At 69.3% G+C, this 22,618-nt stretch carries 16 protein-coding genes; 6 read left to right on the plus strand and 10 right to left on the minus strand.

Annotated features, from left to right (window positions below):
* Window positions 1-51: 51 nt before the first annotated feature.
* The 8 genes from UAJ10_RS28565 to UAJ10_RS28600 all read right to left on the minus strand — a co-directional run bounded on the left by UAJ10_RS28565 (window position 52) and on the right by UAJ10_RS28600 (window position 14,414).
* Entirely contained in the window at window positions 52-2,505 is a 2,454-nt protein-coding gene (locus tag UAJ10_RS28565; RefSeq protein ID WP_322918772.1) for an ABC transporter permease, read from the minus strand.
* A gap of 56 nt (window positions 2,506-2,561) precedes the next feature.
* Window positions 2,562-5,009, minus strand: a complete 2,448-nt coding sequence (locus UAJ10_RS28570) for an ABC transporter permease (protein ID WP_322918773.1) — start codon at window positions 5,007-5,009, stop codon at window positions 2,562-2,564.
* A gap of 48 nt (window positions 5,010-5,057) precedes the next feature.
* Window positions 5,058-7,529, minus strand: coding sequence for an ABC transporter permease (locus UAJ10_RS28575; RefSeq protein ID WP_322918774.1), 2,472 nt, complete (start codon window positions 7,527-7,529; stop codon window positions 5,058-5,060).
* Between the two features lie 157 nt (window positions 7,530-7,686).
* Window positions 7,687-10,152 (minus strand): ABC transporter permease, encoded by a 2,466-nt coding sequence (locus UAJ10_RS28580; protein ID WP_322918775.1) that lies wholly within the window; start codon window positions 10,150-10,152, stop codon window positions 7,687-7,689.
* A 70-nt stretch (window positions 10,153-10,222) separates the two neighbouring features.
* Window positions 10,223-10,903 carry an ABC transporter ATP-binding protein gene (locus UAJ10_RS28585; RefSeq protein ID WP_322918777.1) on the minus strand — a complete coding sequence of 227 codons (681 nt, stop codon included), beginning with the start codon at window positions 10,901-10,903 and terminating at the stop codon, window positions 10,223-10,225.
* 53 nt (window positions 10,904-10,956) lie between these two features.
* The gene (locus UAJ10_RS28590; protein WP_322918778.1) at window positions 10,957-12,333 is read right to left on the minus strand and encodes an efflux RND transporter periplasmic adaptor subunit; all 1,377 of its coding nucleotides are present in this window, start codon (window positions 12,331-12,333) and stop codon (window positions 10,957-10,959) included.
* A complete protein-coding gene (locus UAJ10_RS28595; protein ID WP_322918779.1) occupies window positions 12,333-12,491 on the minus strand; it encodes a hypothetical protein in 159 nt (52 codons plus the stop codon). Before UAJ10_RS28595 ends, UAJ10_RS28590 begins: the two co-directional genes overlap by 1 nt.
* 231 nt (window positions 12,492-12,722) lie before the next feature.
* Complete coding sequence (locus UAJ10_RS28600; protein ID WP_322918780.1) at window positions 12,723-14,414, minus strand: methyl-accepting chemotaxis protein; 1,692 nt, start codon at window positions 14,412-14,414, stop codon at window positions 12,723-12,725.
* A gap of 260 nt (window positions 14,415-14,674) precedes the next feature.
* Between UAJ10_RS28600 and UAJ10_RS28605 the strand changes: the two genes are divergently transcribed.
* The 4 genes from UAJ10_RS28605 (at window position 14,675) to UAJ10_RS28620 (ending at window position 18,994) form a co-directional block, all read left to right on the plus strand.
* Entirely contained in the window at window positions 14,675-15,361 is a 687-nt protein-coding gene (locus tag UAJ10_RS28605) for a 2OG-Fe(II) oxygenase (RefSeq protein ID WP_322918781.1), read from the plus strand.
* On the plus strand, window positions 15,361-16,065 hold the full coding sequence (locus tag UAJ10_RS28610) for a 2OG-Fe(II) oxygenase (RefSeq protein ID WP_322918782.1): 705 nt from the start codon (window positions 15,361-15,363) through the stop codon (window positions 16,063-16,065). Before UAJ10_RS28605 ends, UAJ10_RS28610 begins: the two co-directional genes overlap by 1 nt.
* 96 nt (window positions 16,066-16,161) lie before the next feature.
* Window positions 16,162-18,462 carry a hybrid sensor histidine kinase/response regulator gene (locus UAJ10_RS28615; protein WP_322918783.1) on the plus strand — a complete coding sequence of 767 codons (2,301 nt, stop codon included), beginning with the start codon at window positions 16,162-16,164 and terminating at the stop codon, window positions 18,460-18,462.
* A gap of 169 nt (window positions 18,463-18,631) precedes the next feature.
* The gene (locus tag UAJ10_RS28620; RefSeq protein WP_322918784.1) at window positions 18,632-18,994 is read left to right on the plus strand and encodes a hypothetical protein; all 363 of its coding nucleotides are present in this window, start codon (window positions 18,632-18,634) and stop codon (window positions 18,992-18,994) included.
* Window positions 18,995-19,069: 75 nt separating this feature from the next.
* Here the strand turns inward: UAJ10_RS28620 and UAJ10_RS28625 are convergent, their stop codons facing one another.
* Window positions 19,070-19,597, minus strand: coding sequence for a DUF6491 family protein (locus UAJ10_RS28625; RefSeq protein WP_322918785.1), 528 nt, complete (start codon window positions 19,595-19,597; stop codon window positions 19,070-19,072).
* A gap of 222 nt (window positions 19,598-19,819) precedes the next feature.
* On the opposite strand from UAJ10_RS28625, the gene fliG reads away from it, so the two are divergent.
* Window positions 19,820-20,842 carry a flagellar motor switch protein FliG gene (gene fliG, locus UAJ10_RS28630; protein WP_004271656.1) on the plus strand — a complete coding sequence of 341 codons (1,023 nt, stop codon included), beginning with the start codon at window positions 19,820-19,822 and terminating at the stop codon, window positions 20,840-20,842.
* A gap of 86 nt (window positions 20,843-20,928) precedes the next feature.
* Window positions 20,929-21,591, plus strand: coding sequence for a DsbA family oxidoreductase (locus UAJ10_RS28635; protein ID WP_322918786.1), 663 nt, complete (start codon window positions 20,929-20,931; stop codon window positions 21,589-21,591).
* A 24-nt stretch (window positions 21,592-21,615) separates the two neighbouring features.
* Here UAJ10_RS28635 and UAJ10_RS28640 read toward each other — a convergent pair whose 3' ends face one another.
* Window positions 21,616-22,512 (minus strand): bifunctional helix-turn-helix transcriptional regulator/GNAT family N-acetyltransferase, encoded by an 897-nt coding sequence (locus tag UAJ10_RS28640; RefSeq protein WP_322918787.1) that lies wholly within the window; start codon window positions 22,510-22,512, stop codon window positions 21,616-21,618.
* Between the last annotated feature and the right edge of the window lie 106 nt (window positions 22,513-22,618).

Here is a 22,618-nt window from a genome sequence, read left to right on the forward strand (position 1 = left end):
AGACATGGCGCCTATTCACCTTTTCTTCCCTTTGGAAGGCATGCGTCGGCGTCATTCATAGCGCAGGGCGTTGACCGGCTTGGCGGCGGCCACCCGGGCGGCATGGCCCGCCACCGTTATCCAGGCGATCAGCAGCGCCGCCAGGCCGGCCAAGGCGAAGACCAAGGGGTCCATCTGGATACGGTAGGCGAAGCCCCCCAGCCAGCGGCCCATCACCACCCATGCCACGGGCCAGGCGATCAGGTTGGCCACCAGAACGGGCTTGCTGAACTGCCAGACCAGCAGTTGGACGATATCGGCCACCGTGGCGCCCAGCACCTTGCGCAAGCCGATCTCCTTGGTCCGCCGTTCCGCCGTGAAGGCCGCCAGGCCGAACAAACCCAGGCAGGCGATCAGGATGGCCAGGCCGGAGAACAGGGCCAGCAACTGACCCTGCAACGCCTCGTCGGCGTAGACCTGGCGGACATGCTCATCCAGGAACTCACGCTTAAGGGGCAGGTCGGGAAACAGGCGGCGCCAGGTGTCATCGATGGCGGCCAGGGTCGCAGCGTCGGCGTTGGGCGCAAGACGCACCAGCATGACAGACAGCTCATCCCGCATGGCTAGGTAGACGGTGCCCTCCAAAGTCTGGCGTGCGGTGCCGAACTGCACGTCCGCCACCACGCCGACCACGGTCAGGGGCAGGCTGTCGCCGTAAACCACGGTGCGCCCCACCGCCCCGTCCGGCGCGCCCAGGCCCAAGCGCGCCGCCGCCGTGACCGACAGGACCACGGGAATGGTGGTGCCGGCCGTCCCCGCCCGGATGGCCGCGTGGCTGGTGACGTCGCCCGGCCGGGCCGGGTCGAACACGCGGCCGGCCAGCACGGGCACGCCCAGGGCCTGCAGATAGTCCACGTCCACCGGTTCGGTGCGGAACAGCAGGTCACGGGTCCCGTCCGGCGCCTCGGGCAGGCGGTAATTGTTGGTCCATTCGCTGCGGTCGTTGGGCACGTTGGCGGCGGCCCCCACGGCGGCGACGCCCGGAATGCGCGCCAAGGCGTCGTGCAGGCCGGCCAAACCCGCCCGCCCCGCCGGCCGGGCCAAGCCGCGCAGCACCACCGCCCCCTCCGCCCGAAAGCCCAGTTGCTGGGTGCTGGCGTAGCGGGTCTGCTGTCCCATCACGATGGTGGCGATGACCAGCACGATGGCGGCGGTGAACTGCAGCATGACCAGGGCCGCGCGCAGGCGCCCGCCCCCCGCTGCCTGCACGCCGCGCAGCAGGTCGGTGGGTCGGGGCCGCGACAGCACGACCGCCGGATACAATCCCCCCAGCATGCCCACCAGCAGGGTTGGCAGCAGCACCGCCGCCGCCAGGCCCGCGCCACCCAGGAAGCGCGCGTCCAACCGGACGGCCAGCAGGGCGAGGAAGCGGGGCATCACCAATTCCACCAGCGCCAGGCCCAGAAGGCCCGCCGCCAGGGCCAGCAGCACCGATTCCAGCAGGAACTGCGTCACCAGCTGGCTACGGCGACCGCCCAGCGTCTTGCGGATGGCCACCTCCCGCGCCCGGAGGGAGGCGCGGGCGGTGGACAGGTTGACGAAATTGACCACGGCGATGCCCAGCACCAGACAGGCGATGCCCGTGAAGGCCGCCAAGGTGCCGGGCGCGATGCCCAGGCCCGCCATCGGGTCGGTGTGCATGGCCGTCAGGGGTTGCAGTTCCAGCGTTTCCACCAGCCCCGGCGCGATGTCCTGCCGGCCTTCGCGGTGGGCCAGCAGCAGGGCGGGGAAGCGCGCCGGCAGGGCGCCCGCGTCCACACCCGGCCTCAGCATCACGAAGGTCTGCAGAAACTCATCCCGCCACAGCGTGTCCTTGGCGGCGAACTCCGCGTCCCAGCCATCCTGGAACCGGGTGGCGACGTTGGTCCACAGCGTCGCGGGAAATTCGCGGGAGAATATGGTGTTGGACGGCAGGTCGCGCACCACGCCCGTCACCACCAGGCGGACGCCCGAGGTCAGCTCCAGGGTGCGGCCCAGGGCATCGGACGAGCCGAAGTAGCGCCGTGCCCGGCTTTCGGTCAGCACCACGGTGCCCGGTTGCGCCAGGGCCGTCGCGGGGTCGCCCGCCAGGAAGGGAAAGTCGAACAGGCGGAAGAAGGGCGCGTCCGCCAGGTAGATGGTGTCCTCCACCGGCGTGCCGCCGTCGCGCAGCACAATGGCATGGCGCACCATCCGCACCATGGTCTCCACCTCCGCAGGCAGGTCCTGCGCCAGCGCGGGGCCTAGGGGCTTGGGCGTCTCGATCCGGCGGATCGGGGCCTGGGCCGGCGCGTACTGGGCCTGGACGATGCGGTAGATGCGCCCGCCCTGGCTGTGGAAGCCGTCGAAATGCGTCTCATGCCAGACGTACAGCCCCGTCATGGCCGCCGTGGCGATGCCCAGCGCCAGACCCATCATGTTCAAGGCGGTGTAGAGCCGCTGACGCAGCAGTACCCGACTGGCGATACGCAGGTAATTCAGCAGCATGGTTTATCCGTTTTCCTCAAACGCCAGGCGCGGCCGGTGGCGGAAGCCGTGGGATTTCATTCGTACCGCAGGGCGCGCACCGGCTTGGCGGCGGCCACCCGGGCGGCATGGCCCGCCACCGTCACCCAGGCGATCAGCAGCGCCGCCAGGCCGGCGATGACGAAGACCAGGGGGTCGCGGTCGACACGATAGACGAATTCCCCCAGCCAGCGGCCGGCCAGCACCCAGGCCACGGGCCAGGCGACCAGCGTCGCCACCACCACCGGCTTGCTGAACTGCCACACCAGCAGGCGCACGATATCGGGCACGGTGGCGCCCAGCACCTTGCGCAGGCCGATCTCCTTGGTCCGCCGCTCCGCCGTGAAGGCGGCCAGGCCGAACAAGCCCAGGCAGGCGATCAGGATGGCCAGGCCCGAGAACAGGCCCAGCAACTGGCCCTGGTGCGCCGTGGCGGCGTAGGTGTCGCGGATGTGGTCGTCCAGGAATTCCCGCTTCAGCGGCAGGTCGGGATAGAGGCGGCGCCAGGTGTCGTCGATGGCCGCCAGGGTGGCCGCGCCGCCGCCGCCGGCGACGCGCACCGCCATGACATCCATGAAGCGCGGCTCGATCAGATAGAGGGTGGGTTCCATCACCGACTTGGCGCTGTCGAACTGCACGTCGTCCACCACGCCGATGACGGTCATGGCCGTGTGGTCGCCATAGATGACCGTACGGCCCAGCGCCTGCTCCGGGGTGCCCAGGCCCAGGCGCGTCACCGCCAGGGCGGACAGCACGATGCTGTCCCCCTGGGGTGCCTCCTCATCCTCCGGCGCGTCCGGCCGGGAGACCTGGCCGTCCTGGGGGTGGGCCTGGTCGAACAGCCGGCCGGCCAGGACCTTCATACCCACGGTTTCCATGTAGCCGAAGTCCACCCCCTCGGTGCGCAGCGCCAATTCCTTCTCCTTGGGCGTGTCGGGCAGACGGTAGGAGGAGAAGCGGTCGGCGCCATCGCCCGGCATCCACAGGCTGCCGCCCGCCGTGATCACGCCCGGAATGCGCAGCAGCGCCTCGCGCAGGGCCTGCTGATGGGCATGCCCCACCGGGGTGTCCAGCCCGCGCAGCAACACGACGTTTTCCGGCATGAAGCCCAGGCGCTGGGTGCTGGCGTAGCGCGTCTGCTGCAGCATGACGACGGTGGAGATGCCCAGCACGATGGCGGCGGCGAACTGGGCCACCACCAGGATGGCGCGCAGCCGCCCGCCACCGGTCGCGGCCGGACCGCCCTTCAGCAGGTCGCCCGGCCGGGGCCGCGACAGGACCAGCGCCGGGTAGAGGCCGCCGAGCAGGCCCACCACCGCCACCAGGGGCAGCGACACGGCAGCGATCCACAGGCCGGACATGAAATGCTGGTCCATGCGCAGGTCCAGCAGCGCCAGGAAACGCGGCATGGCCAATTCCACCAGCACAAGGGCCAGCGCCCCGGAAATGAAGGCCAGCAGCACCGATTCCGTCAGGAACTGCGTCACCAGCATGCCGCGCCGCCCGCCCAGGGTCTTGCGGATGGCCACCTCCCGCGCGCGCAGGGAGGAGCGGGCGGTGGACAGGTTGATGAAGTTGATGACGGCGATCCCCAGCACCAGCGCCCCCACGGCGAGGAAGGTGACCAGCAGGCTGAGGGGCACGCCATCGTCACTGATGCCCTCGATATGCACACGGGTCAGCGGCTGCAGGTCCAGGGTCGCGCTGGGCTTGCCTGTGGCCGTGTCCAGGTACTCGGTCATGCGGGCCGCCAGGAAGCCGGGGAAGCGCGCCACCAGGGACGCGGGCTCCACCCCCGGCTTCAGCAGCAGGTAGGTGCGCAGGAAGCTGTGGTGCCACTGGGTGTCGGCCGCGGCGAAGGGCTCATCCCAGCCGTCGTTGAGACGGGTGGCGATATTGGCCAGCATTTCCATGTGGAAGACGGTGTTGGACGGCAGGTCGCGGATGACGCCCGCCACCGTCAGCGTCACGCCCGAGGTCAAGGTGACGGCGCGACCCAGGATGTCGACGCTGGAAAACAGCTTGCGCGCCGTCGTTTCCGTCAGGACCACGGTGCCGGGCTGGCCGATCGCGGTGGCGGGATCGCCCGCCACGAAGGGCCAGTCGAACAGGCGGAAATAGTCGGCGTCGGCCAGGGTCAGGTGCACCTCGAACACGGCGCTGTCGCGGCGCACGGCCACGGCGTGGTTCACCACCCGCACCACGGCCTCCACCTCCGGGAAGTCGCGCGCCAGGGCGGGGCCCATGGGCTTGGCCTGCGCGGCCACGGTCACCGCCGCCCCGCTGGGCGTGTGGAAGGTGCGGATCAGGCGATGGATGCGGTCGGCGTGGGAGAAGAAGCCGTCATAGTGCATCTCATGCCAGACGAAGAGGCCGATCATGGCCGCCGTGGCCATGCCCAGCGCCAGGCCGGCGATGTTCAGGGCGGTGTAGAGGCGCTGGCGCACCAGGACCCGCACGGCGACCTTCAGGAAATTGCCGAACATGATGCCCCGTCCCCCCTTTGCATTCCCGCTGGCCAATCCCGTTGGCGCCTATTCGTAACGCAGGGCGTCCACCGGCTTGGCCGCCGCCACGCGGGCGGCGTGGCCGGCCACGGTCACCCAGGCGATGACCAAGGCCGCCAGCCCGGCCACGGCGAAAACCAGCGGGTTCAGCGCGATACGGTAGGCGTAGCCCTGCAGCCAGCGGCTGAGCCCCAGCCAAGCCAGCGGCCAGGCGATGAGGTTGGCCACCATGACCGGCTTGCTGAACTGCCAGACCAGCAGGCGCACAATGTCGGTGACGCCGGCGCCCAGCACCTTGCGCAGTCCGATCTCCTTGGTCCGGCGCTGCGCGGTGAAGGCGGCGAGGCCGAACAGGCCCAAGCAGGCGATCAGGATGGCGAGGCCGGTGAAGCCCGCCAGCAGGGTCCCCTGGCGCGTCTCGCCCGTGTAGGCGTCGCGGATATGGTCGTCCAGGAACTGCCGGTTCTCGGGGATGGTGGGGAAGGTGTCCTTCCACAGCTGGTCGATGGCGGCCAGCGTGGCGGCCCCGGCGGCGGGCGTAAGACGCACGGCCATGACGTCCAGGCCCCGTTCGTCCAGCAGGAAGGCGGTGGGCTGCAGTTCCGTCCGGGCGCTGTTGAACTGCCAATCATCCACAACGCCGATGATGGTCAGCGGATAGTCGACGTCATAGATCACCTGCCGGCCCACCGCCTCTTCCGCCGTGTGGAAGCCCAGGCGCTGGACGGCCCGCCAGGACAGCACCACCGTGCGGCCCAGGGGGTCGGTGGGGCGCACGCTGTTGATGCCCTCGGCCGGTGCCGCCGCCGCCGGATCGCGCAGGGCATCCGCCGTGGCGGCGCGGTCGAACAGGCGGCCGGCCAGCAGCCGCACGCCCATGGCCTGCAGGTAGTCGTGCCCAATGAATTCGCTGCGGAAGACGATGGTGCCGTCGTCCACCGTGCCGGGCACGTGATAGTTGTCGGTGCTGTCCGACCCGTCGCTGGGCGCGTGGAAACTGGCACCCGCCTGGGCCACGCCCGGGATGCGCAGCAGCGCCTGGCGGAAGCTTTCGATGTGGGCGCGCGCCTCCGGCTGGTGCAGTTCGCGCACCAGCAGCACGCCCTCGGCGTTGAAGCCCAGCTGCTGGCTGCTGACGTAGCGTGTCTGCTGGAAGATGACGACGGTGGAAATGGCCAGCAGGATGGCGGCGCTGAACTGCGCCACCACCAGCAGGGTGCGCACCGCCGACCCGCCCGACGCCACCGTCCCGCCTTTCAGCAGGACCGAGGCGGTGGGCCGTGACAGGACCAGCGCCGGGTAAAGGCCGGCCAGGCCGCCCACCGCCAGCACGCCCGCCAGTTCCGCCACCAGCAGCCAGGGGCTGTAGAGGTAGCCCCGGTCGAACCGGATGCCCAGCGCGGACACGAAGGTGGGCATCAGCACTTCCAGCAGGACGTACCCCAGCACCGCCGCCACCAGGGTCAGCAGCACCAATTCCACGATGAACTGCCCGATCAGCATGCCGCGCGGCGCACCCAGCGCCTTGCGCACCGCCACCTCGCGCACCCTGAGGGAGGAACGCGCGGTCGACAGGTTGACGAAGTTGACGATGGCGATGCCCAGCACCACGGCGGCCACGGCCAGCAGGCCATGCAGCACGCCCAGCAGGTTGGCGCTGACCCCGGTGGGATCAGTGTGGATGTGGGTCAGGCCGGTCAGCACCAGGGCCTTGGCCGGCTTGTTGGTGCCGGTCGACAGATAGTTGGGGTCGCGCGCCGCCAGGAAAGCCGGGAAACGCGCCGTCAGCGCCGCCGGGTCGGTGCCGGGCTTCACCAGGATATAGGTCCGGATGAAGTTGGTGTTCCACGTCGTGTCCATGCGGGCGAACCAGCCGTCGAAGTTCTCGCCCAGCCGGGTCCCCATGTTGGTCAGCATGGCGTCGCGCCGGAGGTGGGTGTTGGTCGGCAGGTCGCGGATGACGCCGCTGACCGTCAGGCTGATGCCGTTGGTCAGCGTTAGCGTCCGGCCCAGGACGTCCACCCCATTGAAATACTTGCGCGCCACGCTTTCCGGCAGCACGACGGTGCCTGGGGCGGCCAACGCCGTGCCGGGGTCGCCGGCGATGAAGGGCAGGTCGAACAGCCGGAAGAAATCGCCGTCCACCACCTGTATCCGCTCGCGGAAGGCGTTCCCGTCGCGCGACACCACCACGGACTCGCTGTGGATGCGCACCATGGCCTCGACCTCGGGGAAATCCTGTTTCAGCACCGGCCCCAGGGGTTTGGCCGTGGAATCGTAGGTGATGGGCATGCGGCCGGGCACGAATTCCGTCTTGTCGACGCGGTAGATTTGCCCCGCCTTGCTGAAGAAGCCGTCGTAGTGCGTCTCATGCCAGACATAGAGGCCCAGCATGCTGGCGGCGGCGATGCCGATGGCGAGGCCGGCCACGTTCAGCAGCGTGTACAGGCGGTCGCGCACCAGGATGCGCACCGCCACCCGCAGGAAATTGCCCAGCATCTTCATCTCTTCCACCTTCCCTCAATCGCCGGGCGGGCGCGTCCGCGCCCTCGGCTTATCCTCAGTTTCCAGTCCGCTTCGCTCCCCGGAAACTTCCGGCGGCCCCGGTCGGGGCCTATAGCGGCATGAAAACGTCCCATGCCGCTGGGTTCTCCCGTCACTCGTACCGCAAGGCGACGACGGGTTTGGTCGCCGCCACCCGGGCGGCGTGCAGCCCCACCGTGGCCCAGGCGACCATCAGGGCCGACAGGCCGGACGCCACGAACAGCAGGGGATTGAGGGAAACGCGGTCGGCGAAGCCATCCAGCCAGTGACGCATGGCGACCCAGGCGACAGGCCAGGCGATCAGGTTGGCCACCAGCACGGGCTTGGAGAACTGCCAGACCAGCAGGCGGACGATGTCGGTGACGCCCGCGCCCAACACCTTGCGCAGCCCGATCTCCTTGGTCCGACGCTCGGCGGTGAAGGAGGCGAGGCCGAACAGGCCCAGGGCGGCGATGACGATGGCGAGGCCGGAGAAGACGGCGAACAACTGGCCGGTCTTGGTCTCGCGCTCGTAAACGCTCTGCAGCTGAGCGTCCAGGAAGACGCGCGGCACCGGTCGGTCCGGCACCAGCTGGCGCCAACTGCGGTCGATCATGTCCAGGGCGCCCGCCATCTCCCCCGCCTTCACCCGGATCAACAGCTGGCTGTAGTTCTTGGGCATCATCAGGAACATCTGCGGCGCCACCGCGGTGTGGACGCTGCCCTGATGGAAGTCCTCCACCACGCCCACCACCGTGACCTTCACCCCCGCCTCGCCCTCCTTGCCGGGCAGCATCAGCGGTTGGCCGAGCGCCGCCTCGGGCGAGGGGTAGCCCAGTCGCCGGACGGCCGACTGGTTCAGGACCACGCCGCCATGGCGCGGCTTCTGCGGACTTGACGTGTCGGCCGGGGGGATGACATCGGCCATGTGTTCGCGATCGAAGACGCGCCCAGCCACCAGCCGAACATCGAGGGTGGCGAAATAATCCGCGTCCACGGCGTCGCGGCGCAGCACGACCGCCCCGTCATCGGCTGGCGCGGCGGGGTTGTTCACGCCCGTGTTGTTCTCCGTACCGCTGCCGGGATAGGACTCGGCCAGGGCCGCCGTGGCGATGCGTGGATCCTGCCGCAGGGTGTCGCGCAGGGTTTCCGCCTTCTGCTGCAGGTCCGGACCGTACAGGTCGGTGAGCACCACGACGTTTTCCTTGTTGAAGCCCAGCGCCCGCCCTTGGGCGTAGGCCAGCTGGCCGTAAACCACGCCCGTCGCCACCATCAGGCTGATGGAAATGGCGAACTGCAACACGACCAGGACCACGCGCAGACGCCCGCCCGCCCCGCTGCCGCCGCTGTTGCCCTTCAGCACCGGACCCGGCTGGAACGCGGAGAGGAAGACGGCCGGGTAAAGCCCGCCCATCCCGCCCACCACCAGGACCAAGGCCGCCAGGCAGCCCAGCACGCGCCCGTCGCGCAGATAATCGAAGGCCAGCGGCGGCTTGCCCAGGAAGGTGGTGAAGGACGGCAGCAGCACCTCCACCAGCGCCACCGCCAGGATCAGGGACAAGGTGGTCAGCAGGATGGACTCGCCCAGGAACTGCACCATGATCTGGGCGCGGCTGGCGCCCACCACTTTGCGCAACGCCACCTCGCGCGCCCGCAAGGACGCCCGCGCCGTCGCCAGGTTCATGAAGTTGATGCAGGCGATGGCCAGGACCAGCACGGCGACGGCCGTGAAGATGCCGATCTCAAGGGGGCTGGTGCCCTCCACCATGGCGTTGCGCACGGGATGCAGGTGGGCCCGCGTCAGCGGCACCAGGAAGAACTTGAACATGTCGCCCAGATGGACCTCGCCCGCGTTGGTGCGGATGGGCGGGATGGCGGTGGCGAAGGCGGGAAGGCCGGCCTGGATGGCGTCGGGGTCGGCCCCCGGCTTCAGCTTCAGGAAGGTCATGGCGATCAGGCCGCCCCATTGTTCCCGCAGATAATCCGGAATCTGGTTGGCCGGGCTGTCCATGGGCAGCAGCAGGGCGAAGGTGAACTGAGTGTTGGGCGGCAGGTCGCGCACGACGCCCGTCACCCGCAGCAGGTGGCCGTCCACCAGCAGCGTCCGGCCCAGGGGATCGGCGTCGCCGAAATACTTGGTGGCGGTCTTGCGCGTCAGCACCAGGGAATTGGGGTCGTCCAGCGCGCTGGCGCGATCGCCCGCCAGGAAGGGCCAGTCGAACAGTCGGAAGAAACTGGCGTCGGCCACGGCCACCTGTTCGCTGAACAGCGTCTCGTCGCGCTTCAGGGTGGACGTCTGGGCCGCGACGCGGGCCACCTCCACCACCTGGGGGAAGTCCTGCTTCAGCGCCGGGCCCACGGGCATGGGCAGCGACGCGCCGTCTTCCGGGGCGCGGCCGGGCAGGGTGGCGGTGACCAGCACCTGCTGGATGCGGTCGGCGTCGGTGACGTCGCGGTCGTAGGTCAGTTCGTTATGGACGAACAAGCCGATGAGGATGGCCGCCGCCAGGCCCAGCGCCAACCCCGCCACCGTGATGGCGGAATAGAGCTTGTGCTTGATCAGCGTGCGCAGCGCCACGGTCAGATAATTGGCGAACATGGGGCGGCATTCCCCCTTTTGCGGCGAAGGGCGGCGGCAGAGACTGGGTGGGACGGACGGGAGCGGGGCGTCAGGCGGCGCGCAGGTTTTCCGCCACCACCTGGCCGTCGAACAGGTTGATGATGCGCCGGGCGTATTGGGCGTGGGGCATGGAGTGGGTGACCATGACGATGGTCGTGCCCTCGCCGTTCAGCTCGGTCAGCATGTTCATGACCTCTTCGCCGTTGGCGCTGTCCAGGTTGCCGGTCGGCTCGTCCGCCAGCAGCATGCGGGGGCGCGAGACGACGGCGCGGGCGATGGCCACGCGCTGCTGCTGGCCGCCGGACAGCTGCTGCGGCAGGTGGCTTTCACGGTGGGCGATGTTGACCTTGGCCAGCGCCTCCTTCACCCGCTCCTTCCGCTCGCGCGCGGGGATGTCGTGGTAGAGCAGCGCCAGTTCCACGTTCTCGAACACCGTCAGTTCGTCGATCAGGTTGAAGCTCTGGAAGATGAAGCCGATGTTCTTCTTGCGGATGTCGGCCAGGCGGCGCTCGCCGTAGCCGGCCACATCCTCGTCCCCGAACCAGTATTGACCGCTGCTGGGGTTGTCCAGCATGCCCACGATGTTCAGCAGCGAGGACTTGCCGCAGCCCGACGGGCCCATGATGGCCACGAACTCGCCCTGCTTGATGTGGATGTTCACCTGGTTCAGCGCCGTCGTCTCCACCTCTTCCGTGCGGTAGACCTTGGTCAGGTCGACTAGCTTCAGCATCCTTGCCATCCCCGTCTTATGACAACAAATTCAATAATCGTTTCGTAGGCGTATCAATTCAGTTCGATACGGTCCATGCGGGCCAGGTCGCCGTAGGAGGAGACGATGACCCGGTCGCCCGCCGCCAGGCCGTCGCGCACCTCGATCATCTGGGCGTTGCGCCGGCCCAGGTGCACGCGCCGCTTCTCGGCATAGGCGCCACCCGGCTGTACCACGAAGATCCAGTCGCCGCCCGTGTCCTGGTAGAAGCCGCCGTTAGGGATCAACAGCGCGGTGGTGGCCGCGCCCAGCTTCAGGCGCATCTGCAGGGTCTGGCCGCTGCGGATATCCTGCGGCGCATTGCCGAGGAATTCCAGATCCACCTGGAATTGGCCGTCGCGGACCTGCGGGTAAATCTTGGCGACCTTCAGCTTGTACTCCCCGGCGCCGATGGCTGCCTCCGCCGTCTGGCCCAGTTCCAGGCGCGACAGGTAGAACTCGTCCATCTGGGCCTGCACCTTGAAGCCGTCATCGCGGTCGATGCGGCCCAGGCGCTCGCCCTTCTGCTTGGTCTGGCCGATTTCCACGTCCAGGACGGTGATCTGCCCGTCGACCGGCGCCCGCACCACCAGGCTGTCCAGGTTCTTGCGCGCCATGGCCAGGTTTTCCTCCAGGCGGCGGGTGCTGTCCTGCATCTCGGTGTATTGGCTGGCGCGCATCTGGTCGGTGGTGCGCATGGTCTCCAGCGTCAGCTCGCGCCGGCGCTCATACCATTTGATCTGGTCGCGGATGATGTCGATGTCGCGCTGGGAGGAGGCGCCCGTCTTGATCAGCGCCGTCTTGCGCTCCAGGTCCTTGGACAGCCAGGAGACGTTGTAGTCGCACTCCGCCAGTTCACGCTGGTTGCTGATGCGGTTGGTTTCCAACTGCAGCTCGGTATCGTGCAGGCGGTTGATCTGTTCCATCACCTGCGCCTCGCGCGAGATGATGTCCAGCTGCAGTTGGGTGTTGGACAGCTCCACCAGCGGCTGGCCGGCCTTCACCTTCTGGCCCACCTCCACCAGTTTCTTCTCCACCCGGCCGCCCTCGATGCTGTCGAGGTAGACGCTGTTCAGCGGCTCCACCGCGCCGCGAACGGGGATGAAATCCTCGAACGTGCCCTGGGACACCGTGGCCACGGTCAGGCGCGATTCCGCCACCCGCACCGTCTGGCCGCCCTGGGTCTGGGTCAGGACCGCGGCCCCGCCGGCCAGGGCCAGCAGCGCCACGCCGGCCGCCCAGGCACGCTTGTCGGTGCGGGCGCGGTGGACCCAGCCCTTCCAGCCCCTGGGCCTCTCCACACGGCGATCCATGCCGGCGCCCATGTTGCCGGCGCCACCCATGCCCGTCGCCTTGACGATGTGGACGCCGCCAACGGGCCCCTCCACGCTGGGCGAGCCCGGCGCGCCCATCACAGCGCCCCCAGGCAACGGATGGCCACCACCAGCAGGGCGCTGACCAGCCACAGGTCCGGGTTGACCGACAGCAGCGCATCCTCGACCCGCTCGATCAGCGACCGCGTGTCGGCGACTTCTTGCATGTCCATCAGGACGTCGTTCCGGACCATCATGACCCCACTTCCTTTTCAGTCGGACAGGGCGTCGGGAAGGGCGCCCCGCCAGCGTCCTTTCATGAGCGGACGCTGCGGGCTTTCCAATGGCAAGGGGTATGCCAGATCCAGATTTATTTATTTATCAGTAAGTTATCTGAGAACGCGTCGCGTCCGTTTGCGAACACTGTCCGGATGCGGACACCGGCCACCACTTGAATCCGGACTCTTTGGACGAAAGCCGCGCGGCCGTCACGCCGCGCGGATGCCCTTGAGGAAGGCCTCGATCTCCCCCTTCAGGGTGGCGGCCTGGCCGGAGAGGGATCCGGCGGCGGACAGCACCTCGCCAGCGGCGGCGCCCGCCTGGCCGGCGGCGCGGGTGACGTGCACCACGCTGCTGGTCACCTCCTGCGTGCCCACCGCCGCCTGGGCGACGCTGCGGCTGATCTCGTTGGTGGTGGCGTTCTGCTGTTCCACGGCCGAGGCGATGGTGGTGGTGATTTCCGAGATGTCGCCGATGGTGGTGGCGATGGCCTGGATGGCATCCACCGCGCCACCCGTTGCCGTCTGGATGGCGGCGATCTGGCCGGAGATCTCCTCGGTGGCCTTGGCCGTCTGGTTGGCCAGGCTTTTCACCTCGCCCGCCACGACGGCGAAGCCCTTGCCGGCCTCACCCGCGCGAGCCGCCTCAATGGTGGCGTTCAGCGCCAGCAGGTTGGTCTGCCCGGCGATGTCCTGGATCATCTGCACCACGGCGCCGATGCGGGTGGCGGCCTCGGCCAGGCCCTGCATGGTCTGGTTGGTGGCGCGGGCGTCCTCCACGGCGCGCGACGCCACCTGGGACGAGCGCACCACCTGCCGGCCGATCTCGGCGATGGAGCTGGTCATCTCCTCCGTGGCCGCGGCCACGGTCTGCACGTTGGCCGAGGTCTGCTCCGCCGCGGCGGACGACACGGTCGCCTGCTCCCGCGTCTCGTTGGCCATGCTGTTCATGGTACCGGCGGCGCCGTGCAGCCGGTCGGCGGACGTCGAGACGTTATCCAACACGATGGAGACGGCGCGGTCGAAATCCACGATCAGCCGCTCCACCACCTGGGTGCGGCGCATGCGCTGTTCCTGCGCGGCCACCTGTTCCAGGGCCAGCATCTCCGCCCGCTGGGCGTTCTGCTTGAACACCTCCAGCGAACGGGCCAGCGAGCCCACCTCGTCCTTGCGGTCCGTGCCGTCCACGGTGATGTCCTGGTCGCCGCCGGCCAGGCGTTCCATGGTGTGCGCCATGCGCACCAGCGGACGCGCCACCAGGCGCTGCACGATCAGCCACAGCACGGTGACGGCGGCGCCCAGGCCGATGGCGCTGGCCACCACCAGCAGCATGATGGCGCGACGGCCCTGTTCCGCCGCCGCCGCCTTGCCGGCCACCAGCTCGCCATCCGTCATCTTGACCTGCTGGGCGATGGCGGCGGCGGCGGCCTTGCGGGCCGTGCGGCCTTCCTTGGCGGAGAAGTCGTAGGCCTGGTCCAGTTCCTGGCGCAGGCCCATGGGCGCCACGATGTCCGACACCTCGGCCCGGCGCTTCACCGCCTTGACCATATCCTCCGTCAGCGGGCGGTCGGCGGCGGTGTCCACCTGGGCCAGGCGCAGGTTGGCGAGGTCCACGGCCTGGGCGAAGTAGTCGTGCCGCTGCTTGTCGAAGCCGGCCCGGGCCTCGGCGTTGCGTTCCAGCAGCAGGTTCTTCTCGGCGATCGTGCCCTCGTTCATGGCGTTGGCCAACTGCATCACCGTCTGCCGGCGCAGGGCCAGCACGTCTACCAGCTGGTCCGCCTGGCGGTTCAGGGTGGTCATCGCCGCCCCGGCGTAGAGGATGAGGCCGCAGACCACGATCAACAGCATGCCCAGCGGTATGGCCATCTTGCGGGTCAAGGCCAGATCGGAAATCCAACGCATCGCCACCACTCCCGAAACCTGCAGGCTGGCCTGGTATAGGCGCACCCTCGCTGCCGGCATTCTCCATGACGAGTCTGGTGGATTCCGTTAACGCGGACGACATATGCGTAGGGATATGGCCTTGACCTGGATCAACGCCCCGGCCGCGGGACAGGTGGAAAAGAGTGCATCGCCAGGGGGTCCGCCCCGGCTGGCTCCGCTCAAGGTCCCCGCTCCATGCCCGCCCTTTCCTCCCCCCGCCCGGGACCACCGCCCCGTCCGTGGTCCCGGTGCCGCCCGCCAACCGGACGGACGGCGTCCTGAACCTGGATGGCCTGCGCGCCCTGCGCCCGGCCACGGAACCGTTTCCCCACCTGGTGATGACCGGCTTCATCGCCCCGGTCGTGGCCGTCACCGCCCGCCACGACTTCCCCGACAGCCCTCATGGCGGCCTGGTGCCCGCCCCGTCGCGCGCGGAGCTGGAGCGGGGCGACCTTGACGGCTTCACCCGCCTGCTGGCCGCCCTGACGGCGCCGGAGACGACGCAGGCCTTCGCCGAGACCTTCGGCCTGGACCTGGACCCCGACGCCCTGATGGTGACGGTGCGCAGCCGCTGCGTGCCCAAGGACGGGCGCATCCACACCGACAGCGTGACCAAGCGCCTGACGGCGCTGCTGTACCTGAACGACACATGGACGGCGCCCGGCGGCCGCCTGCGCCTGCTGCGCAGCGCCGACGACATGGAGGACATGCTGGCCGAGGTGCTGCCCCTGGACGGCACGCTGGTGGCGTTCCGCCGCACCGACAACTCCTTCCACGGCCACAAGCCGCACGACGGCGTGAGACGCTACATCATGTTGAATTGGATGGTGGACGCCGGCACCAAGCGGCGCGAAACCCTGCGTCACGGCGTCACCGCCGGGTTGAAGCGCCTGGGCGACGCCTTCTCCGGCAAGGGGGAGATGTGATGAGCCTTCCCGCCCTCCACACGCCCGCCTTCGACCCGCAGGGCTTCGACGCCGCCACCGGCCGCCATGTGCGCGCCTGCCTGAACGCGGCGGACCGGGACGATCATCCCTATCGTCACTGGTATCTCAATAGCGTTTTCCCCGCCGCCGTGGCGGAGGCGCTGGCCACCCTGCCCTTCGCGGCGCCGGAGATCGACGACACCATGGGCCGGCGGGAGACGCACAACTCCACCCGTACCTTCCTGTCGACGGACAACCAGCTGCTGTACCCGGTGTGCGGCGCCGTGGCGGCCGCCTTCCAGGCGCCGGAGACGGTGTCCACCCTGGCGCGCCAGTTCGGCGTGGACCTCGGCGGCTCCTCCCTGCGCATCGAATATTGCCTGGACCGCGAAGGGTTCTGGCTGGAACCGCACACCGACATCGGCGCCAAGCTGTTCACCATGCTGGTCTACCTCAGCACCGGGCCGGACGCGGAAAACCTCGGCACCGACATCATGGACGGGCCCGAGGGCGGCCACGCCGGCCGGGCGTCGGGCCGTTTCAACACCGGGCTGGTGTTCATTCCCGGCAGTGACACCTGGCACGGCTTCGCCCGACGCCCCTTCCAGGGTATCCGCCGCACCATCATCATCAATTATGTGAAGCCGGAGTGGCGGGCGCGGCATGAGCTGGCCTTCCCCACCGAGCCTGTCGGCCTACCCTGAGTTCAACTAAAAGGATAGGCCGCAACGCCATTGGAGATTGCGTAAACCGGACCATATGATCGGGCCTGGCGTGGGCTGAGGGACGCAAGGGCGGTCGTGACGGTCAATTCCGACATCGGGGCGGCGCGGGTGGCGGGGGCGGAGCTGGCGCGCGCGCCCACCACCATCGCGGCCCTGCGCCTGCAGTTGCTGGCCGCCGTGCTGGTTCCCCTGGTCCTGCTGGCCGCGGCGGGGCTTGAAAGCCGCCGGGACATCGTCGCCCAAGCCGGCGACCGGGTGGAGCGCATCGCGGCGGCGGTGGACGAACACGCCCAAAAGGTGATCGAGAGCGACCGGCTGATCCTGGACCGGGTGCGCGACCTCGATCCCGCCCATCTCGATGTGGCCCATCCCCGGGACACGGATCAGGTGGGTGCCGCCCTGGCCGGTATGGTGGCCGGCATTCCCCAAATCCAGACGCTGTGGCTGTGGGATGCGCAGGGCCGGCCCCTGGCCGCCAGCCGTCACATCCCCGCCATTGGCCCCGCCACCGGCCCCACCAACGGCCCCACCACCGGCCCCGCCACCGGCAGGCCCGACATCACCGACAGCCCCGCCTACGGCCAGTTGCGCGCCGGCCAGACGGAGATGCTGGTCCCCCCGTCCGACAGCCTGGCGGCCAATGCCGGGAAACCGGGGGGCCAGCGCGCCTTCAGCCTGGCCCGCCGCCTGAGCCACCCCGACGGCGGCTTGGCCGGCATCGCCGCCGTTTCCATGTCGCTGGCCTATTTCGACGATTTCTATCGGCGGGTGACGCAAGACGATCCGGCCACGACCGTCCTGCTGGTCAACCGCGAAGGTATCGTGATGGCCGGCCGCCCCATCGCGACCGATGGGGCGCGGATCGACCCCGCCTGTCCCAGCGCCCGCGCCGCCTGGCGCGACGCCGCCCCCGATGGCAGCAAGGACGCGAGTTCACCGGATGCGGGCGCCGCGAACGAGGGGCGGCAGCGGCTGACGGCCTGCCGGCTGATCGCCAACGCGTCGCTGACGGTGATGGTGGGCGTGGACCGGGCTCAGCTGGACCGCCAATGGCATCGGCGCCTGGGGTGGCTGGCCCTGCTGGCCCTGCCGGTCATGGGGGCGCTGTGCGCCACCACGCTGCTGGCCCTGCGCCGCGCCCGGCGGGAAAGGCTGGCGGCCCAGGCCCTGCGCGCGGCGGAAACCCGGCGGGAGCAGGCGGAGGGCGCGCTGCTGCGCACCCAGCGGCTGCAGGCGCTGGACCAGATCACCGGTGGCATCATCCACGACTTCGCCAACCTGTTGATGACCGTGCGCAGCGGGGCGGAGGTGCTGTGCCGCCGCCCGCACACCGAACCCCAGCGCGAGGTGCTGGACGCCATGCTGCAGGCGATCGCCTGGGGGGAACGGCTGACCCACAATCTGCGCACCTTCAGCCGCCGGCCCCGCCTGCACCTGGATCTGGTGCGGCTGTCGGACATGGGCGACGACATCGCCGATCTGCTGCGCCCGGCGCTGCGCGGTGACATCCGCCTGGAAACGGCGCTGCCGCCCAGCCTGTGGTCCCTGCGCGTGGACAGGACGGAGTTCGACCTGGCGCTGCTGAACATGGCGGTCAACGCCCGCGACGCCATGCCCCGGGGCGGCGTGCTGCGCCTGGCGGCCGCCAACGTCCACATCGACCCCGCCAGCCATGAAAGCGAGCGCACCGGCGGCCTGATGGGCGATTTCGTGCGTCTGACGGTCTGCGACACGGGGTCCGGCATTCCGGCCGACATCCTGGACCGGGTCTTCGATCCCTTCTTCACCACCAAGCAGGACGGCAAATCCACCGGCCTGGGCCTGGCCCAGGTGCACGGCCTGGCCCGCCAGTCCGGCGGCGCGGCCCTGGCCGACAGCCTGAACGCGGCCGCCCCGAACAGCGCCGCGGCCGGCACCACCATCACCCTCTACCTGCCCCGGGCCGAAGAGGACGGCGCGGGCCTCATTCCAGCCAATGAGGCCCCAGCCAACGGGATTCCCGAGGTCGCCGGCAACGGGCGCCAGGTCCTGCTGGTGGAGGACAATCCAACGGTGGCCAAGGTCATGCGGGACATGGTGGAGGCGCTGGGCTTCCGCGTCCTGGCCGCGACGACGGCCGACGCCGCCCAGTCGCTGCTGGCCGAGCGGCCGGACATCTCGCTGATGGTGAGCGACATCGTGCTGCCCGGGGGCCGCAACGGCCTGGAATTGGCCCAGACCGTGCGCCACCTGCACCCGGGCCTGCCCATCCTGCTGGTCAGCGGCTATGGCGACCGCGTGGCGGAAGCGGAGAGCCTGGGCTTCGCCATCGTGCCCAAGCCCCTGGACAGCAACCACCTGCGGCAGGCGATGGCCCACTGCCTGGGCGCCCCGTAGCGAACGCCGCCCCCGGGGAAGGGGCGGGTGAGCGGAGCCGGGACTACCCCGATAAGAACGGCGTCACCCCTCCCCCATCGCGCCGGGTTTCATGAAACGCCCGTCGCTGCTATATCTGGGGGGCAGACCAGCCGTCGGCAGTTGACGCCGGCGCGAATGGAGGACGGGTGTGACCAGACACGAGGAACGGGTTTTCCGCTCCGCCAAGCCGAAAACGGACCTGGCGACCTTGCGCAATCAGTTGCAGCGCCTGAAGGGCGACCTGGAACAATATCTGGCCCGCAATCGCAGCAGCCCGATGATCGCCCCGCTGAAGGAGCGTATCCGCGAACTGGAAGGCACCATCGCCGCCGCCGAGGAGCGCAGCGCGCGTCCGCGGTCGTCCGGCTGGACCGGTTCGATCGACGGCGCCGCCGCCCAGCGGGCCGAGGGGCCGCCCCGCAGCCATGGCGGCCCGGCGGGGGGCGACCGCTTCCCACCGCGCCGCCGCGCGGCGCCGGGCCAGGCCGCCGACGGCGATAGCGAAGAGTAAAAGTCGAGGTTCTGCGGGGCCCGGCGTCATGCCGGGGCCCCCGCCGTTCCATCCAGCCGGATTCCCCTGCCCGCCTCAGGCGCCCGTCGCGCCGGGCTGCGGGCCCGGCTTCGGGGTGGCCGCCGGGCCGGGGTCCTTGGCCGCGCCGTCCCCATCCCGGTCATGGTCCCCGCCCTTCCCCTTCGGGTCCGGCGGCACGGCGATGATCTCCCGCACCGGCACGCGCAGGTGCAGGGGCTCGCCGATGATCTCGATGTCCATGGGGGAACAGACCCAATCCGACCCGCCGGGCTTGGTCACGATGGCCAGTTGCAGGCGGGTGGACAGATCGGGCTGGGGCATGAACAGCTTCAGGTCATAGCGCTTGTTGACGCCCACGCGGATGCGCACCGTATAGGGATCGATGCTGTTCCAGCCATCGATGTCACGGGTGAAGAAACAGGCCGGCTGCGCCGCCATGGGCTTGGCGCCGGGCGCCTCGGTCGCCGAGGCCACGGCACCATTGGCCGGACCGTCCTTGGTGGCCGCGTCCGGCGGGGCGGATTGGCAGCCCGCCAGGGCCAAGGCCATCACCGCCCATATCTGCACGTACCGCTGGGTCATCGTCCTACTCCCGAATTGCCGTGGAAACGGGCCTGGAAGGCGCTGGTTCCACACCCCTTATACGGGGCAGGCCCGGCCGGACCCGCTTGCGACAAAAATTCTATCCTGCCGCCGGGGCCGGGTGTACTTTCCCTAGTGGTTCAGGGACCGTGGCATGACTAAAGCCCGTCCCTTCCGGAACAATCCGGCGGCATCATCGCGCCGGACAGGAGACGACGATACATGGCGATCCGGGTACGTGAAGATTACCGGGGTCTAACGGGGCCGGAGAAGGCCGCCGTGCTGATGCTGGCGCTGGGCGAGGAACATGCCAGCCGCCTGTTCGCCCTGATGGCGGAAGACGAGATCAAGGAACTGTCCCAGACCATGGCCAACCTGGGCTCGGTCAGTTCCAACATCGTGGAGCGCCTGTTCGTCGAGTTCGCGGAGCAGATCAGTTCCACCGGCTCCCTGGTCGGTACCTTCGACAGCACCGAACGCCTGCTGATGAAGGTGCTGCCCAAGGAGAAGGTCGACACCATCATGGAAGAGATCCGCGGTCCCGCGGGTCGCACCATGTGGGACAAGCTGGCCAACGTGAACGAGCAGGTGCTGGCCAACTACCTGAAGAACGAATACCCGCAGACCGTCGCCGTCATCCTGACCAAGATCAAGGCCGACCACGCCGGCCGCGTGCTGCAGCTGCTGCCCGAAAGCTTCGCCATGGAAGTCATCATGCGCATGCTGCGCATGGAATCGGTGCAGAAGGAGGTGGTGGACGACATCGAGCGCACGCTGCGCACCGAGTTCATGTCCAACCTGGCGCGCACCAACCGCCGCGACGCGCACGAGATGATGGCGGAAATCTTCAACAGCCTGGACCGCAGCACGGAAAGCCGCTTCATCGCCGCGCTGGAAGAACGTAACCGCGACAGCGCGGAGCGCATCCGCGCCCTGATGTTCACCTTCGAGGATCTGGGCAAGCTGGACCCATCGGGCGTGCAGTCGCTGCTGCGTTCCGTCGACAAGGCCAAGCTGGCGACCGCCTTGAAGGGCGCCTCGGAAACCCTGAAGGACCTGTTCTTCACCAACATGTCCGAGCGCGCCGCCAAGATCATGCGCGAGGACATGGCCGCCATGGGCCCGGTGCGCCTGCGCGACGTGGACGAGGCGCAGATGTACATGGTGCAGCTGGCCAAGGACATGGCCGCCCGGGGCGAGATCGTCATCGCCTCCGGCAAGGGCGACGACGAACTCGTCTATTAAGACGGCTGTGACGGGCGGCACGGCACACCCCACGCAGCCGGCCCATGGTTCCCGCCCCAGTTCCCGCCCGCCGGAAGACTTGCCCCATGCCCACGCGCCTGCACATCGACTTCGTCTCCGACGTTTCCTGTCCGTGGTGCGTCATCGGGCTGAAGGGCCTGCAAGCGGCGCTGGCGCGGCTGGAGGGTGAGGTCGAGGCCGACATCCACTTCCAGCCCTTTGAGCTGAACCCGCAGATGGGGCCGGCGGGCCAGGACCTGGATGAGCACATCAGCCAGAAGTACGGCTCCACCCCCGACCAGATGGCCCAGACGCGGGAGATGATCCGCGCCCGCGCGGCGGCTGTCGGCTTCACCATGTCGGCCACCGGCGCCAATGGCGCGAAGCGCCGCATCTACAACACCTTCGACGCCCACCGCCTGCTGCACTGGGCCGAGACGCAAGGGGTCGAGCGCCAACTGGCCCTGAAGCTGGCCCTGTTCCAGGCCTACTTCACCCAGGGGGAAGATCCGTCCGACACCGGGGTGCTGCTGGCGGCCGTGGCCCAGGCCGGGCTGGACACGGCGGAGGCCCGCGCCATCCTGGCCGGGGACCGCTACGCCGCCGAGGTGCGCGAGGCGGAACAGTTGTGGCTGTCGCGCGGCATCCAGTCGGTGCCCGCCGTGATCGTCAACGGCCGCTACCTCATCTCCGGCGGCCAGCCGCCGGAAGCGTACGAGAACGCCCTGAAGAAGATCGCCGCGTCCTGATGGGCCACGTCCTGATGGGCCAGGTCAGCGGGCGGGCTGCAGGCCCCGCTTCTCGAACCAGTGCTGGGCGTAGGGATTGTCGTTGTACGGCGGGATCTCGGCATAGCCGTTGCGGGCATAGAGCCTGCGCGCCTCGGTAAGGGTGCCGTTGGTGTCCAGTTGCAGGATGTCCACGCCGGCGGCGGCCGCGTGATCCTCCAGCGCCCGCAGCAGGCGCTGGGCGACGCCCAGGCCGCGAACGGTCGGCGCCACCCACATGCGCTTGATCTCCCCGTAACCATCGCTTTGGATTTTGAGCGCGCCGCAGCCCACGGCCACCCCATCCAGCCGCGCGAGGAGGAACCAGCCCGACGGCGGCACCAGGTCCCCAGGCTCCGCCGGCGCGCTGCGCGCGGGATCGAAACCGGAGTCGAACCGCGCCGCCAGTTCCTGGAAATAGTCCTGGAGGCAGGCCTGCGCCTCGTCGCTGAAGGGGTCGGCGGGCTCGATCACCACCGCCGACGCCCGCAGGAAACGCTCCACCTCCGCCATCGCGTCCAGCAGGCGTTGGCGCTGCGACGGGCCCAGCGGCTCCAGCAGCGAGGCCGCCCGGTCCCGTGAGCGCTGGTCCAGCATGTCCCATTCCCGCTGACCCTGAGGCGTCAGGGTCACCCGCCGCACCCGGGCGTCCCGCGCGTCGGGCTGGGTGGTCGTCAGCTTCTCCGCCTCGAAGACCCGCAGCATCCGGCTGAGATAGCCCGAGTCCAGGCCCAGGCGGGCGCGCAGCTCGCGCACCGTCGTGCCGTCCCGGCCGATCTCGAACAGCAGGCGGGCCTCCCCCAGCGGGCGGCCGCTGCCCAGGTAATTGCCGTCCAGCACGCCGATGCGGTGGGTGACCGCCCGGTTGAAGCGGCGCACGCGGGAGAGTTGATCGTCGTCCATATCTCTGACTTTAGTCAGGCAATATTCAGGCGTCAATCATCCTCGCCGGGCCGTTGCCCCACGACAGCCTGAGCCCTCTTGCCGGGCGCAGCTTATTCACCCGCCG

This window comes from Nitrospirillum guaranorum, assembly GCF_034653275.1.
In the GTDB taxonomy this organism is placed as follows: domain Bacteria; phylum Pseudomonadota; class Alphaproteobacteria; order Azospirillales; family Azospirillaceae; genus Nitrospirillum.

What these genes read in the sequence shown, in the direction of transcription:
- UAJ10_RS28575 (WP_322918774.1), bottom strand. Translation starts at nt 7,529, where the DNA reads ATGCTGGGCAATTTCCTGCGGGTGGCGGTGCGCATCCTGGTGCGCGAC.
- UAJ10_RS28625 (WP_322918785.1), bottom strand. Translation starts at nt 19,597, where the DNA reads ATGACCCAGCGGTACGTGCAGATATGGGCGGTGATGGCCTTGGCCCTG.
- UAJ10_RS28635 (WP_322918786.1), top strand. Translation starts at nt 20,929, where the DNA reads ATGCCCACGCGCCTGCACATCGACTTCGTCTCCGACGTTTCCTGTCCG.
- UAJ10_RS28610 (WP_322918782.1), top strand. Translation starts at nt 15,361, where the DNA reads ATGAGCCTTCCCGCCCTCCACACGCCCGCCTTCGACCCGCAGGGCTTC.
- UAJ10_RS28600 (WP_322918780.1), bottom strand. Translation starts at nt 14,414, where the DNA reads ATGCGTTGGATTTCCGATCTGGCCTTGACCCGCAAGATGGCCATACCG.
- UAJ10_RS28570 (WP_322918773.1), bottom strand. Translation starts at nt 5,009, where the DNA reads ATGTTCGGCAATTTCCTGAAGGTCGCCGTGCGGGTCCTGGTGCGCCAG.
- UAJ10_RS28640 (WP_322918787.1), bottom strand. Translation starts at nt 22,512, where the DNA reads ATGGACGACGATCAACTCTCCCGCGTGCGCCGCTTCAACCGGGCGGTC.
- fliG (WP_004271656.1), top strand. Translation starts at nt 19,820, where the DNA reads ATGGCGATCCGGGTACGTGAAGATTACCGGGGTCTAACGGGGCCGGAG.
- UAJ10_RS28590 (WP_322918778.1), bottom strand. Translation starts at nt 12,333, where the DNA reads ATGGGCGCGCCGGGCTCGCCCAGCGTGGAGGGGCCCGTTGGCGGCGTC.
- UAJ10_RS28580 (WP_322918775.1), bottom strand. Translation starts at nt 10,152, where the DNA reads ATGTTCGCCAATTATCTGACCGTGGCGCTGCGCACGCTGATCAAGCAC.
- UAJ10_RS28585 (WP_322918777.1), bottom strand. Translation starts at nt 10,903, where the DNA reads ATGCTGAAGCTAGTCGACCTGACCAAGGTCTACCGCACGGAAGAGGTG.
- UAJ10_RS28565 (WP_322918772.1), bottom strand. Translation starts at nt 2,505, where the DNA reads ATGCTGCTGAATTACCTGCGTATCGCCAGTCGGGTACTGCTGCGTCAG.
- UAJ10_RS28595 (WP_322918779.1), bottom strand. Translation starts at nt 12,491, where the DNA reads ATGATGGTCCGGAACGACGTCCTGATGGACATGCAAGAAGTCGCCGAC.